Annotated in this window: 16 protein-coding genes; 14 read left to right on the plus strand and 2 right to left on the minus strand. The window is 71.5% G+C overall.

What is annotated here, in order from left to right:
• Nucleotides 1–71: 71 nt before the first annotated feature.
• The 10 genes from ACFZBT_RS01555 (at nucleotide 72) to ACFZBT_RS01600 (ending at nucleotide 10,047) form a co-directional block, all read left to right on the plus strand.
• Nucleotides 72–1,493: an extracellular solute-binding protein gene (locus ACFZBT_RS01555; RefSeq protein WP_391097547.1), complete on the plus strand. Its 1,422-nt coding sequence runs from the start codon at nucleotides 72–74 to the stop codon at nucleotides 1,491–1,493.
• Nucleotides 1,494–1,496: 3 nt separating this feature from the next.
• Entirely contained in the window at nucleotides 1,497–2,375 is an 879-nt protein-coding gene (locus ACFZBT_RS01560; RefSeq protein WP_391097548.1) for an ABC transporter permease subunit, read from the plus strand.
• The gene (locus ACFZBT_RS01565) at nucleotides 2,372–3,196 is read left to right on the plus strand and encodes an ABC transporter permease subunit (protein ID WP_391097549.1); all 825 of its coding nucleotides are present in this window, start codon (nucleotides 2,372–2,374) and stop codon (nucleotides 3,194–3,196) included. The genes ACFZBT_RS01560 and ACFZBT_RS01565 overlap by 4 nt, the downstream gene beginning before the upstream one ends.
• Nucleotides 3,193–4,281 (plus strand): ATP-binding cassette domain-containing protein, encoded by a 1,089-nt coding sequence (locus ACFZBT_RS01570; protein ID WP_391097550.1) that lies wholly within the window; start codon nucleotides 3,193–3,195, stop codon nucleotides 4,279–4,281. The genes ACFZBT_RS01565 and ACFZBT_RS01570 overlap by 4 nt, the downstream gene beginning before the upstream one ends.
• Nucleotides 4,278–5,087, plus strand: a complete 810-nt coding sequence (locus ACFZBT_RS01575) for a DeoR family transcriptional regulator (protein ID WP_391097551.1) — start codon at nucleotides 4,278–4,280, stop codon at nucleotides 5,085–5,087. The genes ACFZBT_RS01570 and ACFZBT_RS01575 overlap by 4 nt, the downstream gene beginning before the upstream one ends.
• 117 nt (nucleotides 5,088–5,204) lie before the next feature.
• Entirely contained in the window at nucleotides 5,205–6,299 is a 1,095-nt protein-coding gene (locus ACFZBT_RS01580) for an ATP-binding cassette domain-containing protein (protein ID WP_391097552.1), read from the plus strand.
• Entirely contained in the window at nucleotides 6,296–7,327 is a 1,032-nt protein-coding gene (locus tag ACFZBT_RS01585; protein WP_391097553.1) for an NAD(P)-dependent oxidoreductase, read from the plus strand. Before ACFZBT_RS01580 ends, ACFZBT_RS01585 begins: the two co-directional genes overlap by 4 nt.
• A 19-nt stretch (nucleotides 7,328–7,346) precedes the next feature.
• Nucleotides 7,347–8,771, plus strand: a complete 1,425-nt coding sequence (locus ACFZBT_RS01590; RefSeq protein ID WP_391097554.1) for an FGGY family carbohydrate kinase — start codon at nucleotides 7,347–7,349, stop codon at nucleotides 8,769–8,771.
• Between the two features lie 26 nt (nucleotides 8,772–8,797).
• Nucleotides 8,798–9,826, plus strand: coding sequence for a glycerophosphodiester phosphodiesterase family protein (locus ACFZBT_RS01595; RefSeq protein WP_391097555.1), 1,029 nt, complete (start codon nucleotides 8,798–8,800; stop codon nucleotides 9,824–9,826).
• The gene (locus ACFZBT_RS01600) at nucleotides 9,826–10,047 is read left to right on the plus strand and encodes a hypothetical protein (protein ID WP_391097556.1); all 222 of its coding nucleotides are present in this window, start codon (nucleotides 9,826–9,828) and stop codon (nucleotides 10,045–10,047) included. Before ACFZBT_RS01595 ends, ACFZBT_RS01600 begins: the two co-directional genes overlap by 1 nt.
• Nucleotides 10,048–10,050: 3 nt before the next feature.
• On the opposite strand, the gene ACFZBT_RS01605 is transcribed toward ACFZBT_RS01600, so the two are convergent.
• Nucleotides 10,051–10,689: a DsbA family protein gene (locus ACFZBT_RS01605; RefSeq protein ID WP_391097557.1), complete on the minus strand. Its 639-nt coding sequence runs from the start codon at nucleotides 10,687–10,689 to the stop codon at nucleotides 10,051–10,053.
• Nucleotides 10,690–10,826: 137 nt separating this feature from the next.
• Between ACFZBT_RS01605 and pepN the strand changes: the two genes are divergently transcribed.
• The 4 genes from pepN to ACFZBT_RS01625 all read left to right on the plus strand — a co-directional run bounded on the left by pepN (nucleotide 10,827) and on the right by ACFZBT_RS01625 (nucleotide 16,281).
• A complete protein-coding gene (gene pepN / locus ACFZBT_RS01610) occupies nucleotides 10,827–13,403 on the plus strand; it encodes an aminopeptidase N (RefSeq protein ID WP_391097558.1) in 2,577 nt (858 codons plus the stop codon).
• 209 nt (nucleotides 13,404–13,612) lie between these two features.
• A complete protein-coding gene (locus ACFZBT_RS01615) occupies nucleotides 13,613–14,653 on the plus strand; it encodes a hypothetical protein (RefSeq protein ID WP_391097559.1) in 1,041 nt (346 codons plus the stop codon).
• 276 nt (nucleotides 14,654–14,929) lie between these two features.
• Entirely contained in the window at nucleotides 14,930–15,541 is a 612-nt protein-coding gene (gene sigK, locus ACFZBT_RS01620; protein ID WP_391097560.1) for an ECF RNA polymerase sigma factor SigK, read from the plus strand.
• Nucleotides 15,538–16,281, plus strand: coding sequence for an anti-sigma factor domain-containing protein (locus tag ACFZBT_RS01625; RefSeq protein WP_391097561.1), 744 nt, complete (start codon nucleotides 15,538–15,540; stop codon nucleotides 16,279–16,281). The genes sigK and ACFZBT_RS01625 overlap by 4 nt, the downstream gene beginning before the upstream one ends.
• A 3-nt stretch (nucleotides 16,282–16,284) precedes the next feature.
• On the opposite strand, the gene ACFZBT_RS01630 is transcribed toward ACFZBT_RS01625, so the two are convergent.
• Entirely contained in the window at nucleotides 16,285–16,908 is a 624-nt protein-coding gene (locus ACFZBT_RS01630) for a 4'-phosphopantetheinyl transferase superfamily protein (RefSeq protein WP_391097562.1), read from the minus strand.
• Nucleotides 16,909–17,023: the final 115 nt, after the last annotated feature.

Raw genomic sequence — 17,023 nt, forward strand, 5'->3', positions numbered from 1 at the left:
AACTTCAGCCGTTCCACCCTCTGTTAACGAGTCGACTCGACGTGTTGACCAGGCTCCACGTGGAGGTACGGATGGACACGCACGTGCACGACCGCCGGCGCTTCCTCGCCCTCGCCGCCGGGGCCGCCGCCGCCCCGCTGCTCACGGCCTGCGGCTCCGGATTCGGCGGGAACGACAGCAAGAGCGACGGGTCAGCCGCGGACGACATCACCGGTTCCTTCGACTGGAAGCGGGAGAAGGGCACCACCGTCAAGGCGCTGCTCAACAAGCACCCGTACACGGACGCCCTGATAGCCGACCTGAAGTCCTTCACCGAGAAGACCGGCATCAAGGTCGAGTACGACGTCTTCCCCGAGGACAACTACTTCGACAAGCTCACCGTGGACCTGTCCAGCGGACGTGCCTCCTACGACGTGTTCATGCTCGGCGCGTACATGGTGTGGCAGTACGGGCCGCCGAACTGGCTGGAGGACCTCGGGCCCTGGATGCGCAACTCCTCGGCGACGGGGGGTGAATGGGACCAGGCGGACTTCTTCCCGAACCTGCTCCAGGCCGACCAGTGGTCGCTGAAGGCGGGCGCGCCGCTCGGCCAGGGCGGGCAGTACGCGCTGCCGTGGGGCTGGGAGACGAACGTCGTCGCCTACAACACCGAGGTGTTCGGGAAGCTCGGTGTGAAGCCGGCCGAGTCCTTCGACGAGCTGACCGAACTCGCCGAGACCATCAAGCGGAAGGCGCCGGGCGCGGGCTACGACGGCATGTACGGGATCGCCGTACGCGGGTCCCGGAGCTGGGCCACCATCCACCCCGGCTTCATGACGATGTACGCCCGCAACGGGCTGAAGGACTTCACGGTCGACGACGGGAAGCTCACACCCGCCATGAACAGCCCCGAGGCCGTCGCCTTCACCGAGGACTGGGCGCGGATGGTCAAGCGGGGCGGCCCGCCGTCCTGGACGTCGTACACCTGGTACCAGTGCTCCAGCGACCTGGGCGCGAAGAAGGCCGGGATGCTGTTCGACGCCGACACGGCCGCCTACTTCCAGGCGGTGAAGGGCGCCAGCCCCGCCTCCGGGAAGATCGCCTTCCACCCGGGGCCGAAGGGGCCGGACGGGTCGCTGGCCACCAACATGTGGATCTGGTCGCTCGGCATGAACGCCAAGAGCAAGAAGAAGAGCGCCAGTTGGCTGTTCCTGCAGTGGGCGACCGGCAAGGAGCACCTGCGCAAGAGCGCGATCACCCACAACCACATCGACCCGGTGCGCAAGTCGGTCGCCGACGACGCCGCGTACAAGGACAAGATGCGGCATCTGCCGGGCTTCCTGGAGACCTTCGAGACGGTCGTCGACCAGACGAAGATCCAGTTCACCCCGCAGGCGCAGTTCTTCGACGCGACGACCAGCTGGGCGGCGGCCCTCCAGGAGATCTACGGCGGCCAGGGCGCGAAGTCCGTCCTGGACGGGCTGGCGGACGACCTCGCCGACAAGGTGGGGTAGCGCATGCGCCTGGCCCTGCGCCCGTACCTCCTGATCGTCCCGGCCCTGCTGCTGACCTGCGGGATCCTGTACCCGTTCGGGCTCGGGCTGTACTACACGCTGTTCGACTTCTCGGCGAGCAAACCGCAGCCGGACATGGTGCGGTTCGAGAACTACTCGACCGTCTTCACGCAGGAGGCGTTCTGGAACTCGGCGTGGGTGACCGTGCTGTACGCGGTCGGGGCGGCCCTCGTCGAGACCGTGCTCGGGGTGGCCGTCGCCCTGCTGCTGCACCGCTCGACCCTGCTGGGCCGGGTCCTGGAGAAGATCCTGATCCTGCCGCTGATGATCGCCCCGGTGATCGCGGCGATCATCTGGAAGCTGATGCTCCAGCCGTCGGTGGGGGTGGTCAACTACCTGCTGAGGCCCTTCGGGCTCGGCGGGGTGCAGTGGACCGACACCCCGACGGGCGCGTTGCTGTCGTCGATCGCCGTGGACGTGTGGGTGTACACGCCGTTCGTGGCGATCCTCGCCCTCGCCGGTCTGCGGTCGCTGCCCGCCTCCCCTTTCGAGGCGGCGGCCGTGGACGGCGCGGGGTGGTGGTACACCTTCCGGCGGCTGACCCTGCCGATGCTGTGGCCGTACGTCCTGGTCGCGGTGATCTTCCGGTTCATGGACTCGCTGAAGGTGTTCGACATCATCTACGCCCTGACGGAGGGCGGGCCGGGTGACTCGACCGTCGTCCTCCAGATCCGGGCGTATCTCGAAGCCATCCGCTTCCAGCGGTACTCCTTCGGGATCAGCTACACGATCGTGCTGTGGGCCGTGGTGTATCTGGCCGCGATGGTGCTGGTGAAGCACCTCGGGAAGATCCAGCGGAAGGCCGCGGAGGTGTCCTCATGAGGAAACGCCTGGTGGGGTGGTTGTGCGACACCGCCCTCGTCCTCTACTTCGTCTTCGCGCTGTTCCCGATCGCCTGGATGGTGATCCTGTCGCTGAAGCCGGCCGACCAGCTCTTCTCCACCTACTTCTCCTTCTCCCCCACCCTCGACGGCTACCGGACGGTCCTCGGCGACAGCGAGGGCATCCCGTTCGTGCGGTTCTTCGTCAACAGCCTGGTGGTGTCGGTGGGGGCGGTCGTGCTCTCGCTGGTGGTGGGGCTGCCGGCGGCGTACGCCTCGGCGCGCTGGCGGTTCAAGGGCTCCGAGAACCTGATGTTCACGCTGCTGTCGTTCCGCTTCGCGCCCGAACTGACCGTGATCATCCCGCTGTTCGTGCTCTACCAGAAGCTCGGGCTCTTCGACACGTACCTCGGCATGGTGTGGGTGCTGCAACTGGTCACGCTGCCGCTGATCGTGTGGATCATGCGGTCCTACTTCGCCGATCTGACACCGGAGCTGGAGCAGGCGGCCCTGCTGGACGGCTACACCCGCAAGCAGGCCTTCTTCCGTGTAGCCCTTCCGCTGGTCAAGCCGGGCATCGCGGCCGTGTCGCTGCTGGCCTTCATCTTCGCCTGGAACAACTTCGTCTTCCCGCTGATCCTCACCTCCAACGAGGCCCAGACGGTGACCGTGGGCGCGCTGTCCTTCCTCGGCGGGGACCGGCCCAAGTACAACCTGACGGCCGCAGCGGCGCTGGTCTCCGTCGTACCGCCGCTGCTGCTGGCGCTGACGATCCAGCGGTATCTGGTGCGGGGCCTGTCGTTCGGGGCGGTGAAATCGTGATCACGCTGAGCGGGATACGGAAGGCGTACGGGAAGACCGTCGCGCTCGACGAACTCGAACTGGAGGTCAGGGAAGGCGAGTTCTTCTGCCTGCTGGGACCGTCGGGGGCCGGCAAGACGACGACGCTCAAGACGATCGCCGGGCTCGAACCGCCCGACTCCGGCACGGTCGTGCTCGACGGCGAGGACATGCGGGGCGTGGAGCCCTACGACCGGGGCGTGGCCATGTGCTTCGAGAGCTACGCGCTCTACCCGCACCGCTCGGCCTACGACAACCTGGCCTCGCCGCTCCGCTCCCCCCGGCACCGGCTGCCCGCCGACGAGGCCCGGCAGCGGATCGGCGCGGTCGCCGAACTGCTCGGCATCTCCGCCCTGCTGGACCGGCCGGTGGGCCAGTTGTCCAACGGCCAGCGGCAGCGCGTCGCCCTCGGGCGGGTGCTGGTGCGGCCCGCCCGGGCCTTCCTGCTCGACGAGCCGCTCTCCCACCTGGACGCCAAACTCCGCCAGCAGATGCGGGCCGAGCTGAAGGCGATCGGGGCCGTGCAGCACACCACCACGCTGTACGTCACCCACGACTCCGTCGAGGCGCTGGCGCTCGGCGACCGGATCGGGGTGATCCGGCAGGGGCGGATCGTGCAGACGGGCACGCGGGAGGAGATCTGGTACCAGCCGTACGACACGGAGGTCGCGCGGGCCTTCGGGCGGCCCCGGATCAATCTGCTGCCCGGGGTGGTCACGGAGAGCGGGGTACGGGCGGAGGGCGGGGTGGAGCTGCCGGTGCGGGCATCGGCCGCGCCCGGCACGGACGTCCTGGTCGGCCTGCGGCCCCGGGACATCGCCCTGCACGGCGAGGGTCACGGACTCACCGGGACCGTGTACGTCACCGAGGTACTGGGACGGTCCGTCGAGGTCACCGTCCGGCTCGGGACCGGCGAGCAGCGGGTGTCGCTCGTAGCCCCCCGGGCGGACGCGGCACGCCTTCGTGCGGACGATCCCGTACGGCTCGCGGTCCGGCCTGAGAACCTGCTGCTGTTCGAGGCCGACCGGCCGGAGCGCCCGGGACGACGGATAGAGACACGATCATGAGCAGCAGCAGTGGCGGACAGCAGGGGCCCGCGGCACGGCAGGCCGCGATGGCCGAGCAGGTGCTGGCCGACGGTTCGGCGACGGCGGCGGAGCTGGCCGAGCGGTTCGGGGTGAGCCTGATGACCATCCACCGCGACCTCGACGAGCTCGAACGGCAGGGCATCGTACGCAAGTCCCGGGGCGGGGTGACCGCGCAGCCGTCGGGGGTCTTCGAGTCGAACGTGCAGTACCGGCTGAAGACCATGCGGGCCGAGAAGGCCGCCGTCGCCGAGCACGCGCTGCGGATGGTGGAGCCCGGCATGGCGATCCTGCTGGACGACTCCACGTCCACCCTGGAGATAGCCAGGCGGCTGCGCACGGGCGAGGTCACGCCGCTGACGGTCGTCACCAACTTCCTTGAGGCCATCAACCTCCTCTCCGACCAGCGGGGCATCCACCTGATGGCGCTCGGCGGCGACTACGACCCGCTGCACTCCTCCTTCCTGGGGGTGTCCTGCGTGGAGGCGGTCGAGCAGCTGCGCGTGGACGTGTGCTTCGCGTCGACGTCGGCCGTGCACGGGGGCTACGCCTACCACCAGGAGCAGCACATCGTGTCCGTGAAGCGGGCGATGCTCGACGCGGCGGCACGCAACGTCCTGCTGATCGACCACACCAAGCTCGGCCGGGTCGCCCTGCACCGGGTCGTCCCGCTGTCCCGCTTCGACACGCTCCTGGTGGACGACGGGGCGTCGGCGGAGGCACTGCGGGATCTGGACGAGCACAAGGTCCGTTACGAGGTTTGCGCGACGCCCGCTCGTGAGCCGTAGGGGTGCGCCGTTGTCGAGGGTGCGAGCGCGCGGAGGCCCGAAGGGTCGAGCACGGTCGTGGCCTCGACAACGGCTGAAAGCGCCCTGGAGGCGAACGAGCCAAGAGAGGGGACGGCCATGGCGAGCGGAACGGGACTGGAGCTACGTGAACTCCGTAAGACGTATCAGTCGCGGGGGCGGCCTTCGGTGGAGGCCGTTCGCGGCATCGATCTGAGCCTCCGGTCCGGGGAACTGCTCGGGCTGCTCGGCCCCTCCGGGTGCGGCAAGTCGACGACCCTGCGGATGATCGCCGGTCTCGAGCCGGTGACTGGCGGGGACATTTTGGTCGGCGGGGACTCGGTCGTCGAACGGCCCGCTCAGCAGCGGAACATCGGGGTCGCGTTCGAGAACTACGCGCTGTATCCGCCGCTGTCGGTCGCGGAGAACCTGGCGTTCGGGCTCAGGGCCCGGCGCAGAGCGGCACGCGGTGACGTCGACCGCAAGGTGAAGGAGATCGCCGAACGGGTCGGTCTGACGGACCTCCTCGGTGCCCGGCCGGCAGGCCTCTCCAGCGGCCAGAAGCAGCGGGTCTCCCTGGCCCGGGCCCTGATCCGCGAACCGGACGTGCTGCTCCTCGACGAGCCCCTGTCCCACCTGGACGCGGCCCAGCGCGACACCACCCGCCGTGAACTCAAGCGCATCCAGCAGGACCTGGGCCACACCACGATCCTGGTCACCCACGACCAGGAGGAGGCACTCTCGCTCGCCGACCGGATCGCCGTGATGAAGGACGGCGTGATCCAGCAGCTCGGCACGCCGTACGAGATCTACGACAGCCCGGCCAACGTGTTCGTCGCGGACTTCGTCGGCGAGCCCGCGATCACCCTGCTGCCCGGCATCGCCACCGGCGACGGGCACGCCCGTCTCTCCGGCTCGGTGCGGATCGCGCTGCCCGTGCCGGTGTCCGTGGAGGCAGGCCGGGAGGTGGTCGTCGGGATCCGCCCCGAGGACGTCTCGCTCACCGCCGAAGGCGGCCTGCCCGCCCGGGTCGTCGCGCACGAACCGCTCCTGGAATGGGGCCTGGCGACCCTCGCCCTGGAGGGGGTCGAACACCATCTGGTCGTCCTCACCGACCCCGAGGTGCGGCTCGCCCACGACGAACGGGTCCGGGTCGCCGCCGATCCCGACCACACCCATGTCTTCGACGCCGAGACAGGAGCCTCACTGCGATGACCTCCGGAGAGAACGTGCGTGTCGTGGCCGCCGGTGACCACTTCGTCCTGCCGTCGCTGATCACCCGGGCGGTGGAGCACGAGGTCGAGCGGGCGGACGTCAGGGAAGTGAGACTCGGCTGGCCGCTGGAGCCCTTCGGGCCGGTAGCCGAGGTGCGGGAGGCCAGTGACGCCGAGGACGAGCTGATCGAGGCGCTGGCCGGGGCGGAGGTCCTGGTCACGCAGATGGGGCCGGTCACCGAGCGGGTGCTCGCCGCCTGCCCGGAGCTGAGGCTGGTCGTGGTGTGCCGGGGCGGGCCGGTCAACGTCAATCTGGACGCGGCCAAGAACCATGACGTGCGGGTGTGCTTCGCGCCGGGCCGCAACGCCGCCGCCACCGCCGAGTTCACCGTCGGCCTGATGCTGTCCGCCCTGCGCCGCATCCCGCAGGCACATGAGCCGCTGGCCCGGCAGGGCAGCTGGGAGGGCGCGACGTACTACACGTACGAGCGGAGCGGTCTGGAGCTGGAGGACCTGCCCGTCGGTCTCGTCGGGTACGGGGCCGTCGGCAGCCGGGTCGCCCGGGTGCTGTGCGCGTTCGGGGCGCGGGTGATGGTGTACGACCCGTATGTGCACGGGGAGATCCACGGACTGCGCGTGAACTCCCTCGACGACCTGCTGCGCGACTCCCGGGTGATCACCCTGCACGCCCGGCTCACCCCGGAGACCCGGGGACTGATCGGCGCCCGGGAGCTGGGGCTGCTGCCGCCCGGCGCGGCGGTGGTGAACGTGGCGCGGGGCCCTCTGCTGGACGAGGGCGCGCTGTGCGACGCCCTGGAGAGCGGGCGGCTGTCCGCGGCGGCGCTCGACACCTACGAGCGGGAGCCGCTGCCTGCCGAGTCCCGGCTGCCGGCGCTGGGTGACCGCGTGGTGCTGACCCCGCACCTGGGCGGGGCGTCGCGCGCGGTGGCGGAGAAGGCCGCGCGGATCGCCGCCGAAGAGGTGGGCCGCTGGGTGCGCGGGGAGCCGCTCGCGCACTGCCTGACCTGAGGACCGGGAGGAGAGCCGCATGTACGTCGGTATCGATGTGGGCACGTCCATGGTCAAGGCGGCGGCCTTCGACGCGGCAGGGCGCCAACTGGCCGTGGAATCACGCCCGGTGGGGCTGTCGCTGCGGGGCGGGGTCGTCGAGCAGGACATGGAGGAGGTGTACGGGGCGGTCGTGGCCGTCCTGGGCGAGGTCACCGAACGGGTCCCGGAACCGGTCGAGCTGGCCGGGCTCACCGGGCAGGGCGACGGGGTGTGGCTGGTCGACGGCGAGGGACGGCCGGTGCGGCCCGCGGCCTCCTGGATGGACGGGCGGGCGCACGAACTGGTCGACCGGTGGCTGGCGGACGGCACGTTCGAGACGGTGTTCCGGCGGACGGGCAGCGCGATGTTCCCCGGGTGTCCGGGGCCACTGCTGGCCTGGCTGGACGGCAACGAACCGAAGACGCTGGATGCCGCGAAGGCCGCCCTGTACTGCAAGGACATGGTGTTCCAGCGGCTGACCGGGGCCGGTCCGACGACGGATGTGTCGGACGCCTCGATGCCCTTCCTCGACCCGCGGACCCGGACGTACGACAACCGGGTGGTCGAACTGCTGGGGCTGACGCACCGCCGGGGTCTGCTCGCCCCGGTGAGCGACCCGGTGGCGACGGCCGAGGCACTCGGTGAGGGTCTGCCGTCCGGCACCCGGATCGCGAACGGCCCGTACGATCTGCCGGCCTGCGCGCTGGGCGCCGGGGTGACGTCCCCCGGCGACGGTCTGCTGATCGTCGGGACCTGTCTGGCCAGCCTGGTCGCCACGACCGAGCTGGATCTGAGCGGTGAGCCGGCGGGCCTGTACATCTCCACGGACCGGCCCGGCCACTGGCTGCGTGCCATGCCCGCGATGGTCGGCACCGCGGCGCTCGACTGGGTGCTGTCCACGACCGGCGTGGCGCACGAGGAGGTCGACGGCCTGCTGGCCGAGACCCCGCCGGGCGCGAACGGCGTCCGGGTGCTGCCGTACTTCGCGCCCTCCGGTGAACGCGCCCCGTTCGTGGAGCCACGCCTGCGCGCCGAACTCCTCGGTGTCTCCCTGGAGTCGACCCGGGGCGATCTGGTCCGCGCGACCTGCGAGGGCATCGGGTACGCGGCCCGGCACTGCCTCCAGGCGGCGGGCCTCGACGGGAACCTGGCCGTCTGCGGCGGCGGCACCCGCAGCCCCGCGTGGATGCGGCTGCTCGCCGACGTCCTCGGCAGGCCCCTGCGGGTCGTCGAGGGCGAGGTGGGCGCGCGGGGCGCGGTCCTCGCGGCGGCGGAGCGGTACGGGGTGCCGCTGGACGCGGCGGAGTGGACGCGGCCGACGGAGGTCGTCGAGCCGGATCCGGGGCGGGCCGCGTTCTACACGAAGGGCTATGAGGAACACCTGGACCGGCTCGCCGAGGCACGGACCCGCGCGAGGGCCTGAACACCCGTATGACGAGAGGGACTTGGATGCACCTGAGACGGCGATCTCTCCTGCTCGCGGCCGCCGCCACACCGGCGGCCGCGGCCGTACCCGCCCACGCGGCCCCCGCCGAGAGGCGCCCGGTGGTCATCGGCCACCGCGGCGCGGCCGGCTGGCGCCCCGAGCACACGGCCGCCTCCTACACCTACGCCGTGCAGACGGGCGCGGACTGGATCGAACCGGACCTGGTGCCGACGAAGGACCATGTGCTCGTCGTCCGGCACGAGAACGAGATCTCCCAGACCACCGACGTGGCCCTGCGCCCCGAGTTCGCGGACCGCCGTACCACGAAGACGGTCGACGGCCGTGCCGTGACGGGATGGTTCACGGAGGACCTCACCCTCGCCGAGCTGAAGACGCTGCGGGCGGTGGAGCGGCTGCCGCAGGTCCGCAACCGCAACACGGTCTTCGACGGCCGTGAGCAGGTGATGACCTTCCAGGAGGTCGTGGAGCTGGCGCGGCGGCTGTCGCGTACCCACGGCCGGACGATCGCCGTCTTCCCGGAGACCAAGCATCCGACGTACTTCCGGTCCCTCGGACTGCCGCTGGAGCCGAAGCTCGCGGCCGCGATCCGCCGCTACCGGCTCGGCCGACGCGACTGCGTCGTGCAGTCCTTCGAGCCGACGAGCCTCAAGCGCATGACGGGCCTGGGTGTGCCGCTGTGGCAGGCGCTGGGGACGACGGGCGGGCCGTACGACCTGCCCGGGAGGACCTACAAGGAGATGATGACGCCGGCGGGGCTGGCGGAGATCGCCGAGTACGCGGACTGGATCGGGCCGGACAAGTCGTCGCTCGTCGGCACGTCCCTCCTCGCGGACGCCCATGCCGCGGGGCTGCGCGTGGGCCCGTACACCTTCCGCGCGGAGAACCAGTTCCTGCCGGCACAGTTCCGGCGCGGAAGCGGACCGAACGATTTCGGGGACGCGTTCGCCGAGTACGCGCTGTACTACCGCATGGGAGTCGATGCGGTGGTGACCGACTTCCCCGACCTGGCGGTGATGGCGAGGAGGGGCTGATGTTCTTCAAGGACAAGCACTGCCCGACCTGCGGCGGCAGCGGCACTCAGGTGTTCACGCCGCTCAAGCCCGAGGAGCTGAAAGCGCTCGGGACGGGCCGTACGGACCTGTGGCGCTGCACCGCCCCGGGCTGCCGGTGGTACCAGCCCTGGGGTCATCAGGCCGGCGGGGGCCGGCTCCCGGAGGAGTTGCAGAACCCGGGAGCCGACGCCTCGGTGTGAGTCCTAGAGGTTGGAGAAGTCCGGGCCCTTGGTGCGGGTGCGCTTGATCTCGTAGAAGCCGGGGACCGAGGCCACCGCGAGGGCGCCGTCCCACAGGCGGCCGGCCTCCTCGCCCTGCGGGGCCGGGGTGACGACCGGGCCGAAGAAGGCGATCTGCTCGCCGTCGGCGCCGGGCACGGCGATCACCGGGGTGCCGACGTCCTGGCCGACCTTGTCGATGCCCTCCTTGTGGGAGGCGCGCAGCTCGGCCTCGTACGGGGTGGAGTCCCAGTGCTCCAGGAGGGACTCGGGCAGGCCCACGTCCTTGAGGGCGGCGGCGACGGTCTCCTTGCCGGGGCCCTCCTCCCGGTTGTGGATGCGGGTGCCGAGCGCGGTGTAGAGGTCGCCGAGCACCTCGGGGCCGTGCTCCTGCTGCGCGGCTATGACGACCCGGACGGGGCCCCACGCCTTGGTCTCCAGCAGCTCGCGGTACTCCTCGGGCAGCTCGTCCAGCTTGGGCTCGTTGAGGACGGCGAGGCTCATGAGGTGCCAGCGGACCTCGATGTCCCTGACCTTCTCCACCTCAAGCACCCAGCGGGAGGTCATCCACGCCCAGGGGCACAGCGGGTCGAACCAGAAGTCGACGGGGGTCTTGTCCGACATGTCTCTCCTCAGGAGGAAACTGTTTCCTCCGGGAACGCCGGTGCTCGCTCCGGTCATTCCCGGCCCCTGGTGTCAGGGGCACGTGGCAGGATCGGTGCAGTTCAGCCCTGCCCCACGACATCTGAGGAGTGCCGCCCGTGCCCGGTGAGAATCTGTCCCGCGACGAGGCCCGGGAGCGGGCCGCCCTGCTGAGCGTCGACGGGTACGAGGTGTCCCTCGACCTGCGGTCCGCGGTCGGCGAGGACGACGGTGCCGGGCCCCGCACCTTCCGCTCGGTGACCACCCTCCGCTTCCGCTGCAACGAGCCCGGGGCGAGCAGCTTCGCCGACCTGATCGCGCCGAGCGTGACGGCCGTCTCACTCAACGGCCGTGATCTGGACCCCGGTGAGGTCTTCGACGGCTCCCGGATCACGCTGGAGGACCTGGCCGCCGACAACGAGCTGGTGGTCGACGCCCAGTGCGCCTACTCCCGCACCGGCGAGGGCCTGCACCGCTTCGTCGACCCCGAGGACGGCGAGGTGTACCTGTACACGCAGTACGAGCCGGCCGACTCCCGCCGGGTGTTCGCGAACTTCGAGCAGCCCGACCTCAAGGCCCCGTTCCGCTTCGAGGTGCGGGCGCCGGAGGGGTGGACGGTGTGGAGCAACGGCGTCGGCGAACTCGGCGACGGCGTCTGGCGGTTCGCGGAGACCAAGCCGATCTCGACGTACATCACGTGTGTGGTGGCGGGCCCGTACCACTACGTGACGGACTCCTACTCCCGCACGTTCGCGGACGGCACGACGCTGGAGATCCCCCTCGGCGCGCTGTGCCGCAAGGGCCTCGCGCCCCACTTCGACTCCGACGACGTCTTCCTGGTCACCAAGCAGGGCCTGGACTTCTTCCACGACCACTTCGACTACCCGTACCCGTTCGGGAAGTACGACCAGGCGTTCGTGCCCGAGTACAACCTGGGCGCGATGGAGAACCCGGGCCTGGTGACGTTCCGGGAGGAGTTCATCTTCCGCGGGAAGGTGACGCAGGCGTCCTACGAGGGACGGGCCAATGTCATCCTGCACGAGATGGCGCACATGTGGTTCGGCGACCTGGTCACCATGGAGTGGTGGGACGACCTGTGGCTGAAGGAGTCCTTCGCCGACTTCATGGGCGCCTTCTCACTCGTGGGCGCGACCCGCTTCACCAACGGCTGGATCACCTTCGCCAACCGCCGCAAGTCCTGGGCCTACCGCGCCGACCAGCTGCCCTCCACGCACCCGGTCACGGCGGACATCCGCGACCTCCAGGACGCCAAGCTGAACTTCGACGGCATCACGTACGCCAAGGGCGCGTCGGTGCTGAAGCAGCTCGTGGCGTACGTCGGGCAGGACGCGTTCCTGGAGGGCGCCCGGCGCTACTTCAAGCGGCACGCGTACGGGAACACACGCCTGGGCGATCTGCTGTCGGTGCTGGAGGAGACCAGCGGCCGGGACATGAGCGCGTGGGCGCGGTCCTGGCTCCAGACGGCCGGGGTCAACTCGCTGACCCCGCAGGTGCTGCTGAGCCCGGAGGGCCGCGTCGAGGAGCTGGCGGTGGTGCAGGAGGCCGCCGAGTCGCATCCGGAACTGCGGCCGCACCGGGTGGCGGTGGGTCTGTACCGGGTGACGGACGGCGGCACGCTGGAGCGGTACGCGCGCACCGAGACCGACGTGGACGGTGCGCGGACGGTGGTGGCGGACCTGGCCGGTGCCGACGCCCCCGATCTGGTGCTGGTCAACGACGACGACCTCACGTACTGCAAGATCCGCTTCGACGCGACGTCGCTGGCGACGCTGCGCGAGCACCTGGGGTCGGTGACCGATCCGCTGGCGCGCGCCCTGTGCTGGTCGGCGCTGTGGAACATGACGCGGGACGCGCTGCTCCCGGCGCGGGACTTCGTGGACCTGGTGCTGCGGTTCGCGGGGCGCGAGTCCGAGATCGGCGTGCTCCAGATGCTGCACGCGTGGGCCGAGTCGGCCGTCACGCACTACGCGGCGCCCGCCTGGCGGGAGACGGGCGAGCGACTGCTCTCCGAGGGCGCGCGGCGCGAGCTGTACGCGGCCGGGCCGGGCAGCGAGCACCAGCTCGCGTGGGCGCGGTTCTTCGCCCGGGTGGCCGCCGCCGACGCCGACTTCGAGCTGCTTCGGGACCTGCTGACGGGCACGGTGACGGTCGAGGGCCTCGACCTGGACCAGGAGCTGCGGTGGGGTTTCCTGGAGCCGCTGGCCGCACACGGGGTGGTGGACGAGAAGGTACTGGCCGAGGAGCTGGCGCGGGACGACACCGCCTCGGGCAAGCGTCACCAGGTGCGCTGTCTGGCCGCCCGCCCTGCGGAGGCGGTCAAGGCACAGGCGTGGGCGCAGGTCGTGGAGTCGGACACGCTGTCCAACGCCATGGTGGAGGCGACCATCTCGGGCTTCGAGCAGGGCTCGCAGCGCGATCTGCTCGCGCCGTACGCGGCGAAGTACTTCGCGGCGATCGAGCGGGTGTGGGCCGAGCGGTCGATCCAGATCGGGATGCACGTGGTGTCGGGCCTGTTCCCGTCGCTCCAGCAGTCCCAGGAGACCCTCGACGCCACGGACGCCTGGCTGGAGTCCCACCGGGAGGCGGCTCCGGCGCTGCGCCGGCTGGTCCTGGAGGCCCGGGACGATCTGGCGCGAGCGCTGCGGGGGCAGGCGTGCGACGCGGCGGCCGGGTAGACAGGGCCCTGACACCTTTGGCCTGAGATTTCGGGTTCCGTCACCGTTACGGAATACAGGCAATCACAGCCGTAACCCTGGTCCGCACCCGAACGGACCAGGGCGTTTCGGCATCCGAACATCCGTCCTTTAGTGCCGGATTGTCCGTATGTGTCGACGGGCCTGTAACAGGGGTTAAAAGGCGGGTCCGAAGCGGGAAATTGCCGGTCATGACGCACAACACCCCCCTCTCCCCCCGCCCCCTGCACGACCTGACCGGCCGCGGCCGGCTCCGGGTGATGACGGTCGCGCGGCTGCGCGCGCACGGTGTCCCGACGGCCCAGGTGACCGAGCAGTGCGTTCCCAGCGGCCCCTGGCAGCAACTCCTCCCCGGCGTCGTCCTGCTCCACCCGGGCCCGCCGACCAGCGAGGAGCGGCTGCACGCGGTGCTGATGTACGCGGCCCGGGAGCGCGGCGCGGGTGTTCCCGCCCAGCCCGCCGCGGACGGCTCCGGCGCTCCCGCCCCGCCCGAGGCGATGATCACGGGACTGGCCGCGCTGACGCTGCACGGCTTCTCCTCCACTCCCCCGCTGCCGTCCCTGGACGCGATCGACGTCCTGGTCCCGCGGATGCGCCGGCTGCGCTCGACGGGCTGTGCGCGCATCGTCCGGGGTCTCTCGCTGCCCGCCCCCGAGCAGGTCACCGGGCTGCCGGTCGCGCCCGTCGCCCGTGCCCTGGCCGACGCGGTGGCGGGCCTCTCGGACGCCGTGATCGTGCGGAGGCTGATGACGGAGGCGGTGCGCGGCGCGTACTGCGAGCCTGCCGCGGTGGTGCGGGAGCTGAACCAGGCCCGGCTGCTGAGCCGCCCGCACGTGGTGGACGCGGTGGATTCCCTGCTGGCCGAGGGCCGGGCGATCGCGGAGGACCGCCTGTACCGGATGGTGCGTGAGCACGGCCTGCCCGACCCGGTGTGGAACGTGGACCTGCGGCTGCCCGGCGGCCCCTACCTCGGCGGCCTGGACGCCTACTGGCCGGACCATGCGGTGGCCCTGGAGCTGGACACCCGCGCGCCCCGGCAGAACGACGAGGCGCAGTGGTCGGAGTACGCCCGCAAGCGCGAGCACCTGGAACGGCTCGGCATCACGGTCGTCCACATCACGCCCAGGAAGCTCCGCGACTCGGTGGAGCAGCAGGCGGCGGTGGTCCGCACGGCCCTGATGGCGGCGGCCGACCGCGAACCGGCCGCGTATGTCGTGGTGCTGCCCCGGTAGGGAGGGACCTGGGGGGCCAGGAGGGGGCGGGACCAGGAGGGGGGAGGAGGGGCCGCCGGAGTCGCCGGCGGCCCCTCCTCGTGTTCCCGCGGCCCCTGATCTTGATCTGCCGGGCCGGCGGCTACGAACCAGCAGTGGAAACGCGCCGCCTCGCCGCGCGTGAGACCAGCCCGACGTCGGCTGCGGCAGACAGGTGAATCCGTCAGACGGACGGCTTTGGACCGGATGCGCTCCGCGCGGAAGAGGGTCAGTGTCGAGCTGAGCCGAGGAGGCGCGATGGACCGAGGATCAGGAGCCCAGAGGGAAGGTGACACACAAGGGGGACGAGCCGGGGCCTCGGACGACCCCGGCCTGGACCGGCTGCTCATCCGCGCCGCCGACGGCGACGAAGGGGCCTTCGCCGAACTGTACGACGCCCTGGCCCACACGGTGCTGGGACTGGCTACCCGCGTGGTCAGGGACAAGGCCCAGGCGGAGGAGGTGACCCAGGACGTGATGGTGGAGGTGTGGCGGACCGCCGACCGCTTCCAGCCGGCGCGCGGAGCCGCCCGGAACTGGGTGCTCACCCTCGCGCACCGCCGCGCGGTGGACCGGGTCCGGTCCGTCGCCGCCGGCCGCGCCCGCGAGCTGCGCGCCGCCGTCCGGGAGCAGGAGCGTTCCTTCGACACCGTCGCCGAGGAGGTCGAGACGCGGGAGGAGCGGCGGGTGGTCTTCCGCTGCCTGACGCAGCTGACCCGCGAGCTGAGGCTGCCCCTGGTGCTGGCCTACTACGAGGGGCTGACGTACGCGGAGGTCGCCGAGGCGCTCTCGATGCCGGCCGGCACCGTCAAGTCGCGGATGCGTCAGGGGCTGCAGCGTCTGCACGACTGCATGGAGGCCGGCTCGTGAACCTCACCGATGACCCCCACCTCGCTGTCGGCGCGTATGTGCTGCACGCGCTGCCGGCCGGTGAGAGAGCCGCGTTCGAGGAGCACCTGGCCGGTTGTGCCCCGTGCCGTGCGGAGGTCGATCAGTTGTCCGTGGCGGCCGTCGGGATGGGGGCGGCCGAGACGGAAACGCCCTCGGCGGACCTGCGCCGCCGGGTGCTGGAGCGGATCGCGGCCGTACCTCAGGACCGATCCCTCGCGGCGGAGTCCCGGCGCCGGCGCCGCCGGGAACGGGGTCTCCGGCTGGCGCTCGCGGCGTCCCTGGCGGCGGCCGCGGCTCTCGGAGGCATCGCCTTGTGGCAGAGTTCGGAAGCCGACAGCGAGCGAGAGCAGTCCGCCGAGGAGCGCGCCGAGTACCGGCAACTCGCCGATGTCCTGACCGCACCTGACGCCACGCTCAGCACCCAGGAGCTCTCGCGCGGCGGGACCGCGAGCGTGGTCGCCTCGCGGGCGGAGAGCCGGGCCGCGGTGTTCTCCGCGGGGCTGCCGCCGCTCACCGGCGACCGGATCTACCAGCTCTGGTACGCCCAGTCGGGGCGGTACCGGCCGGCCGGGCTGCTGTCCACCGAGGGCGGAGGTCACGCCGATGTCCTGCAAGGGCGCCTCGGCGGGGCCACCGCCGTCTGTGTCACGGTGGAACCGGCCGGCGGCTCCCGGCAGCCCACCACCCGCCCGGTCGGCGTCATCTCCGTCCCCGCGTGACGGTCACCGCCCGGCCACCGCGACGGCGGCCGCACACCCCCTCCCCACCGCCACGTCGTCGATCCGCCAGCCCGGCACCCTGCGGGCCCCGCGCACGGAGGAGCCGAGGTGGTCGAGGCCGAAGTCACGTCCGAGGCCGGTGCCGAGCCCTTTCAGATAAGCCTCTTTGCGGGTCCACACCCGGGCGAAAGCGGCGGGGCGCCGGTCCGGCGGACACGCGGCGATCTCGGCGGCCTCCCGGGGATGCAGCGTCGCCGTGAGCGCGGAGACGGCTTCGGGGGCGGGCAGCCGCTCGACGTCCGCGCCGACCGCCGTGTCCGCGAAGGCGAGAAGGCAGAGTCCGTCGGTCCGGGAGAGGGAGAAGCACAGGGGCACGCCGGGCACGTCGGGACGGCCGTGCGGGCCCTGGCACAGCGGGCACGGTCGCCGTACGAACGTCACGTCCGACGGCTCGATGCCGAGGTAGGCGCCGAGGAGCAGGCGCAGGCACACATGGGCGACCCGGTAGCCGTCCCGGTCCGCCGGCCGGCGCAGTGCCGCGGCCCGTGCCCGTTCCCCGCTGTCCAGCAGCGTGCCGGCGAGCGGGGCCACGACGCCGAGGAGGTCCTCCACCCGGGCCAGCCACACACGGGGCCGCCCTGGGCGAGGCGGCTCCGGAGGCCGGGCCCAGGCGGCGGGTGTCAGACGCTCGGGACGCAGGGGCGGTCTCGCGCGGAGGAGGCACATGGCATGGCCATCCTCC

This window comes from Streptomyces sp. NPDC008137, from assembly GCF_042957035.1.
Taxonomy (GTDB): domain Bacteria; phylum Actinomycetota; class Actinomycetes; order Streptomycetales; family Streptomycetaceae; genus Streptomyces.

Excerpts from the sequence above, each read along its gene's own strand:
- ACFZBT_RS01555 (WP_391097547.1), top strand. The coding sequence starts at position 72 with ATGGACACGCACGTGCACGACCGCCGGCGCTTCCTCGCCCTCGCCGCC.
- ACFZBT_RS01560 (WP_391097548.1), top strand. The coding sequence starts at position 1,497 with ATGCGCCTGGCCCTGCGCCCGTACCTCCTGATCGTCCCGGCCCTGCTG.
- ACFZBT_RS01565 (WP_391097549.1), top strand. The coding sequence starts at position 2,372 with ATGAGGAAACGCCTGGTGGGGTGGTTGTGCGACACCGCCCTCGTCCTC.
- ACFZBT_RS01575 (WP_391097551.1), top strand. The coding sequence starts at position 4,278 with ATGAGCAGCAGCAGTGGCGGACAGCAGGGGCCCGCGGCACGGCAGGCC.
- ACFZBT_RS01580 (WP_391097552.1), top strand. The coding sequence starts at position 5,205 with ATGGCGAGCGGAACGGGACTGGAGCTACGTGAACTCCGTAAGACGTAT.
- ACFZBT_RS01585 (WP_391097553.1), top strand. The coding sequence starts at position 6,296 with ATGACCTCCGGAGAGAACGTGCGTGTCGTGGCCGCCGGTGACCACTTC.
- ACFZBT_RS01590 (WP_391097554.1), top strand. The coding sequence starts at position 7,347 with ATGTACGTCGGTATCGATGTGGGCACGTCCATGGTCAAGGCGGCGGCC.
- ACFZBT_RS01595 (WP_391097555.1), top strand. The coding sequence starts at position 8,798 with ATGCACCTGAGACGGCGATCTCTCCTGCTCGCGGCCGCCGCCACACCG.
- ACFZBT_RS01600 (WP_391097556.1), top strand. The coding sequence starts at position 9,826 with ATGTTCTTCAAGGACAAGCACTGCCCGACCTGCGGCGGCAGCGGCACT.
- ACFZBT_RS01605 (WP_391097557.1), bottom strand. The coding sequence starts at position 10,689 with ATGTCGGACAAGACCCCCGTCGACTTCTGGTTCGACCCGCTGTGCCCC.
- ACFZBT_RS01615 (WP_391097559.1), top strand. The coding sequence starts at position 13,613 with ATGACGCACAACACCCCCCTCTCCCCCCGCCCCCTGCACGACCTGACC.
- sigK (WP_391097560.1), top strand. The coding sequence starts at position 14,930 with ATGGACCGAGGATCAGGAGCCCAGAGGGAAGGTGACACACAAGGGGGA.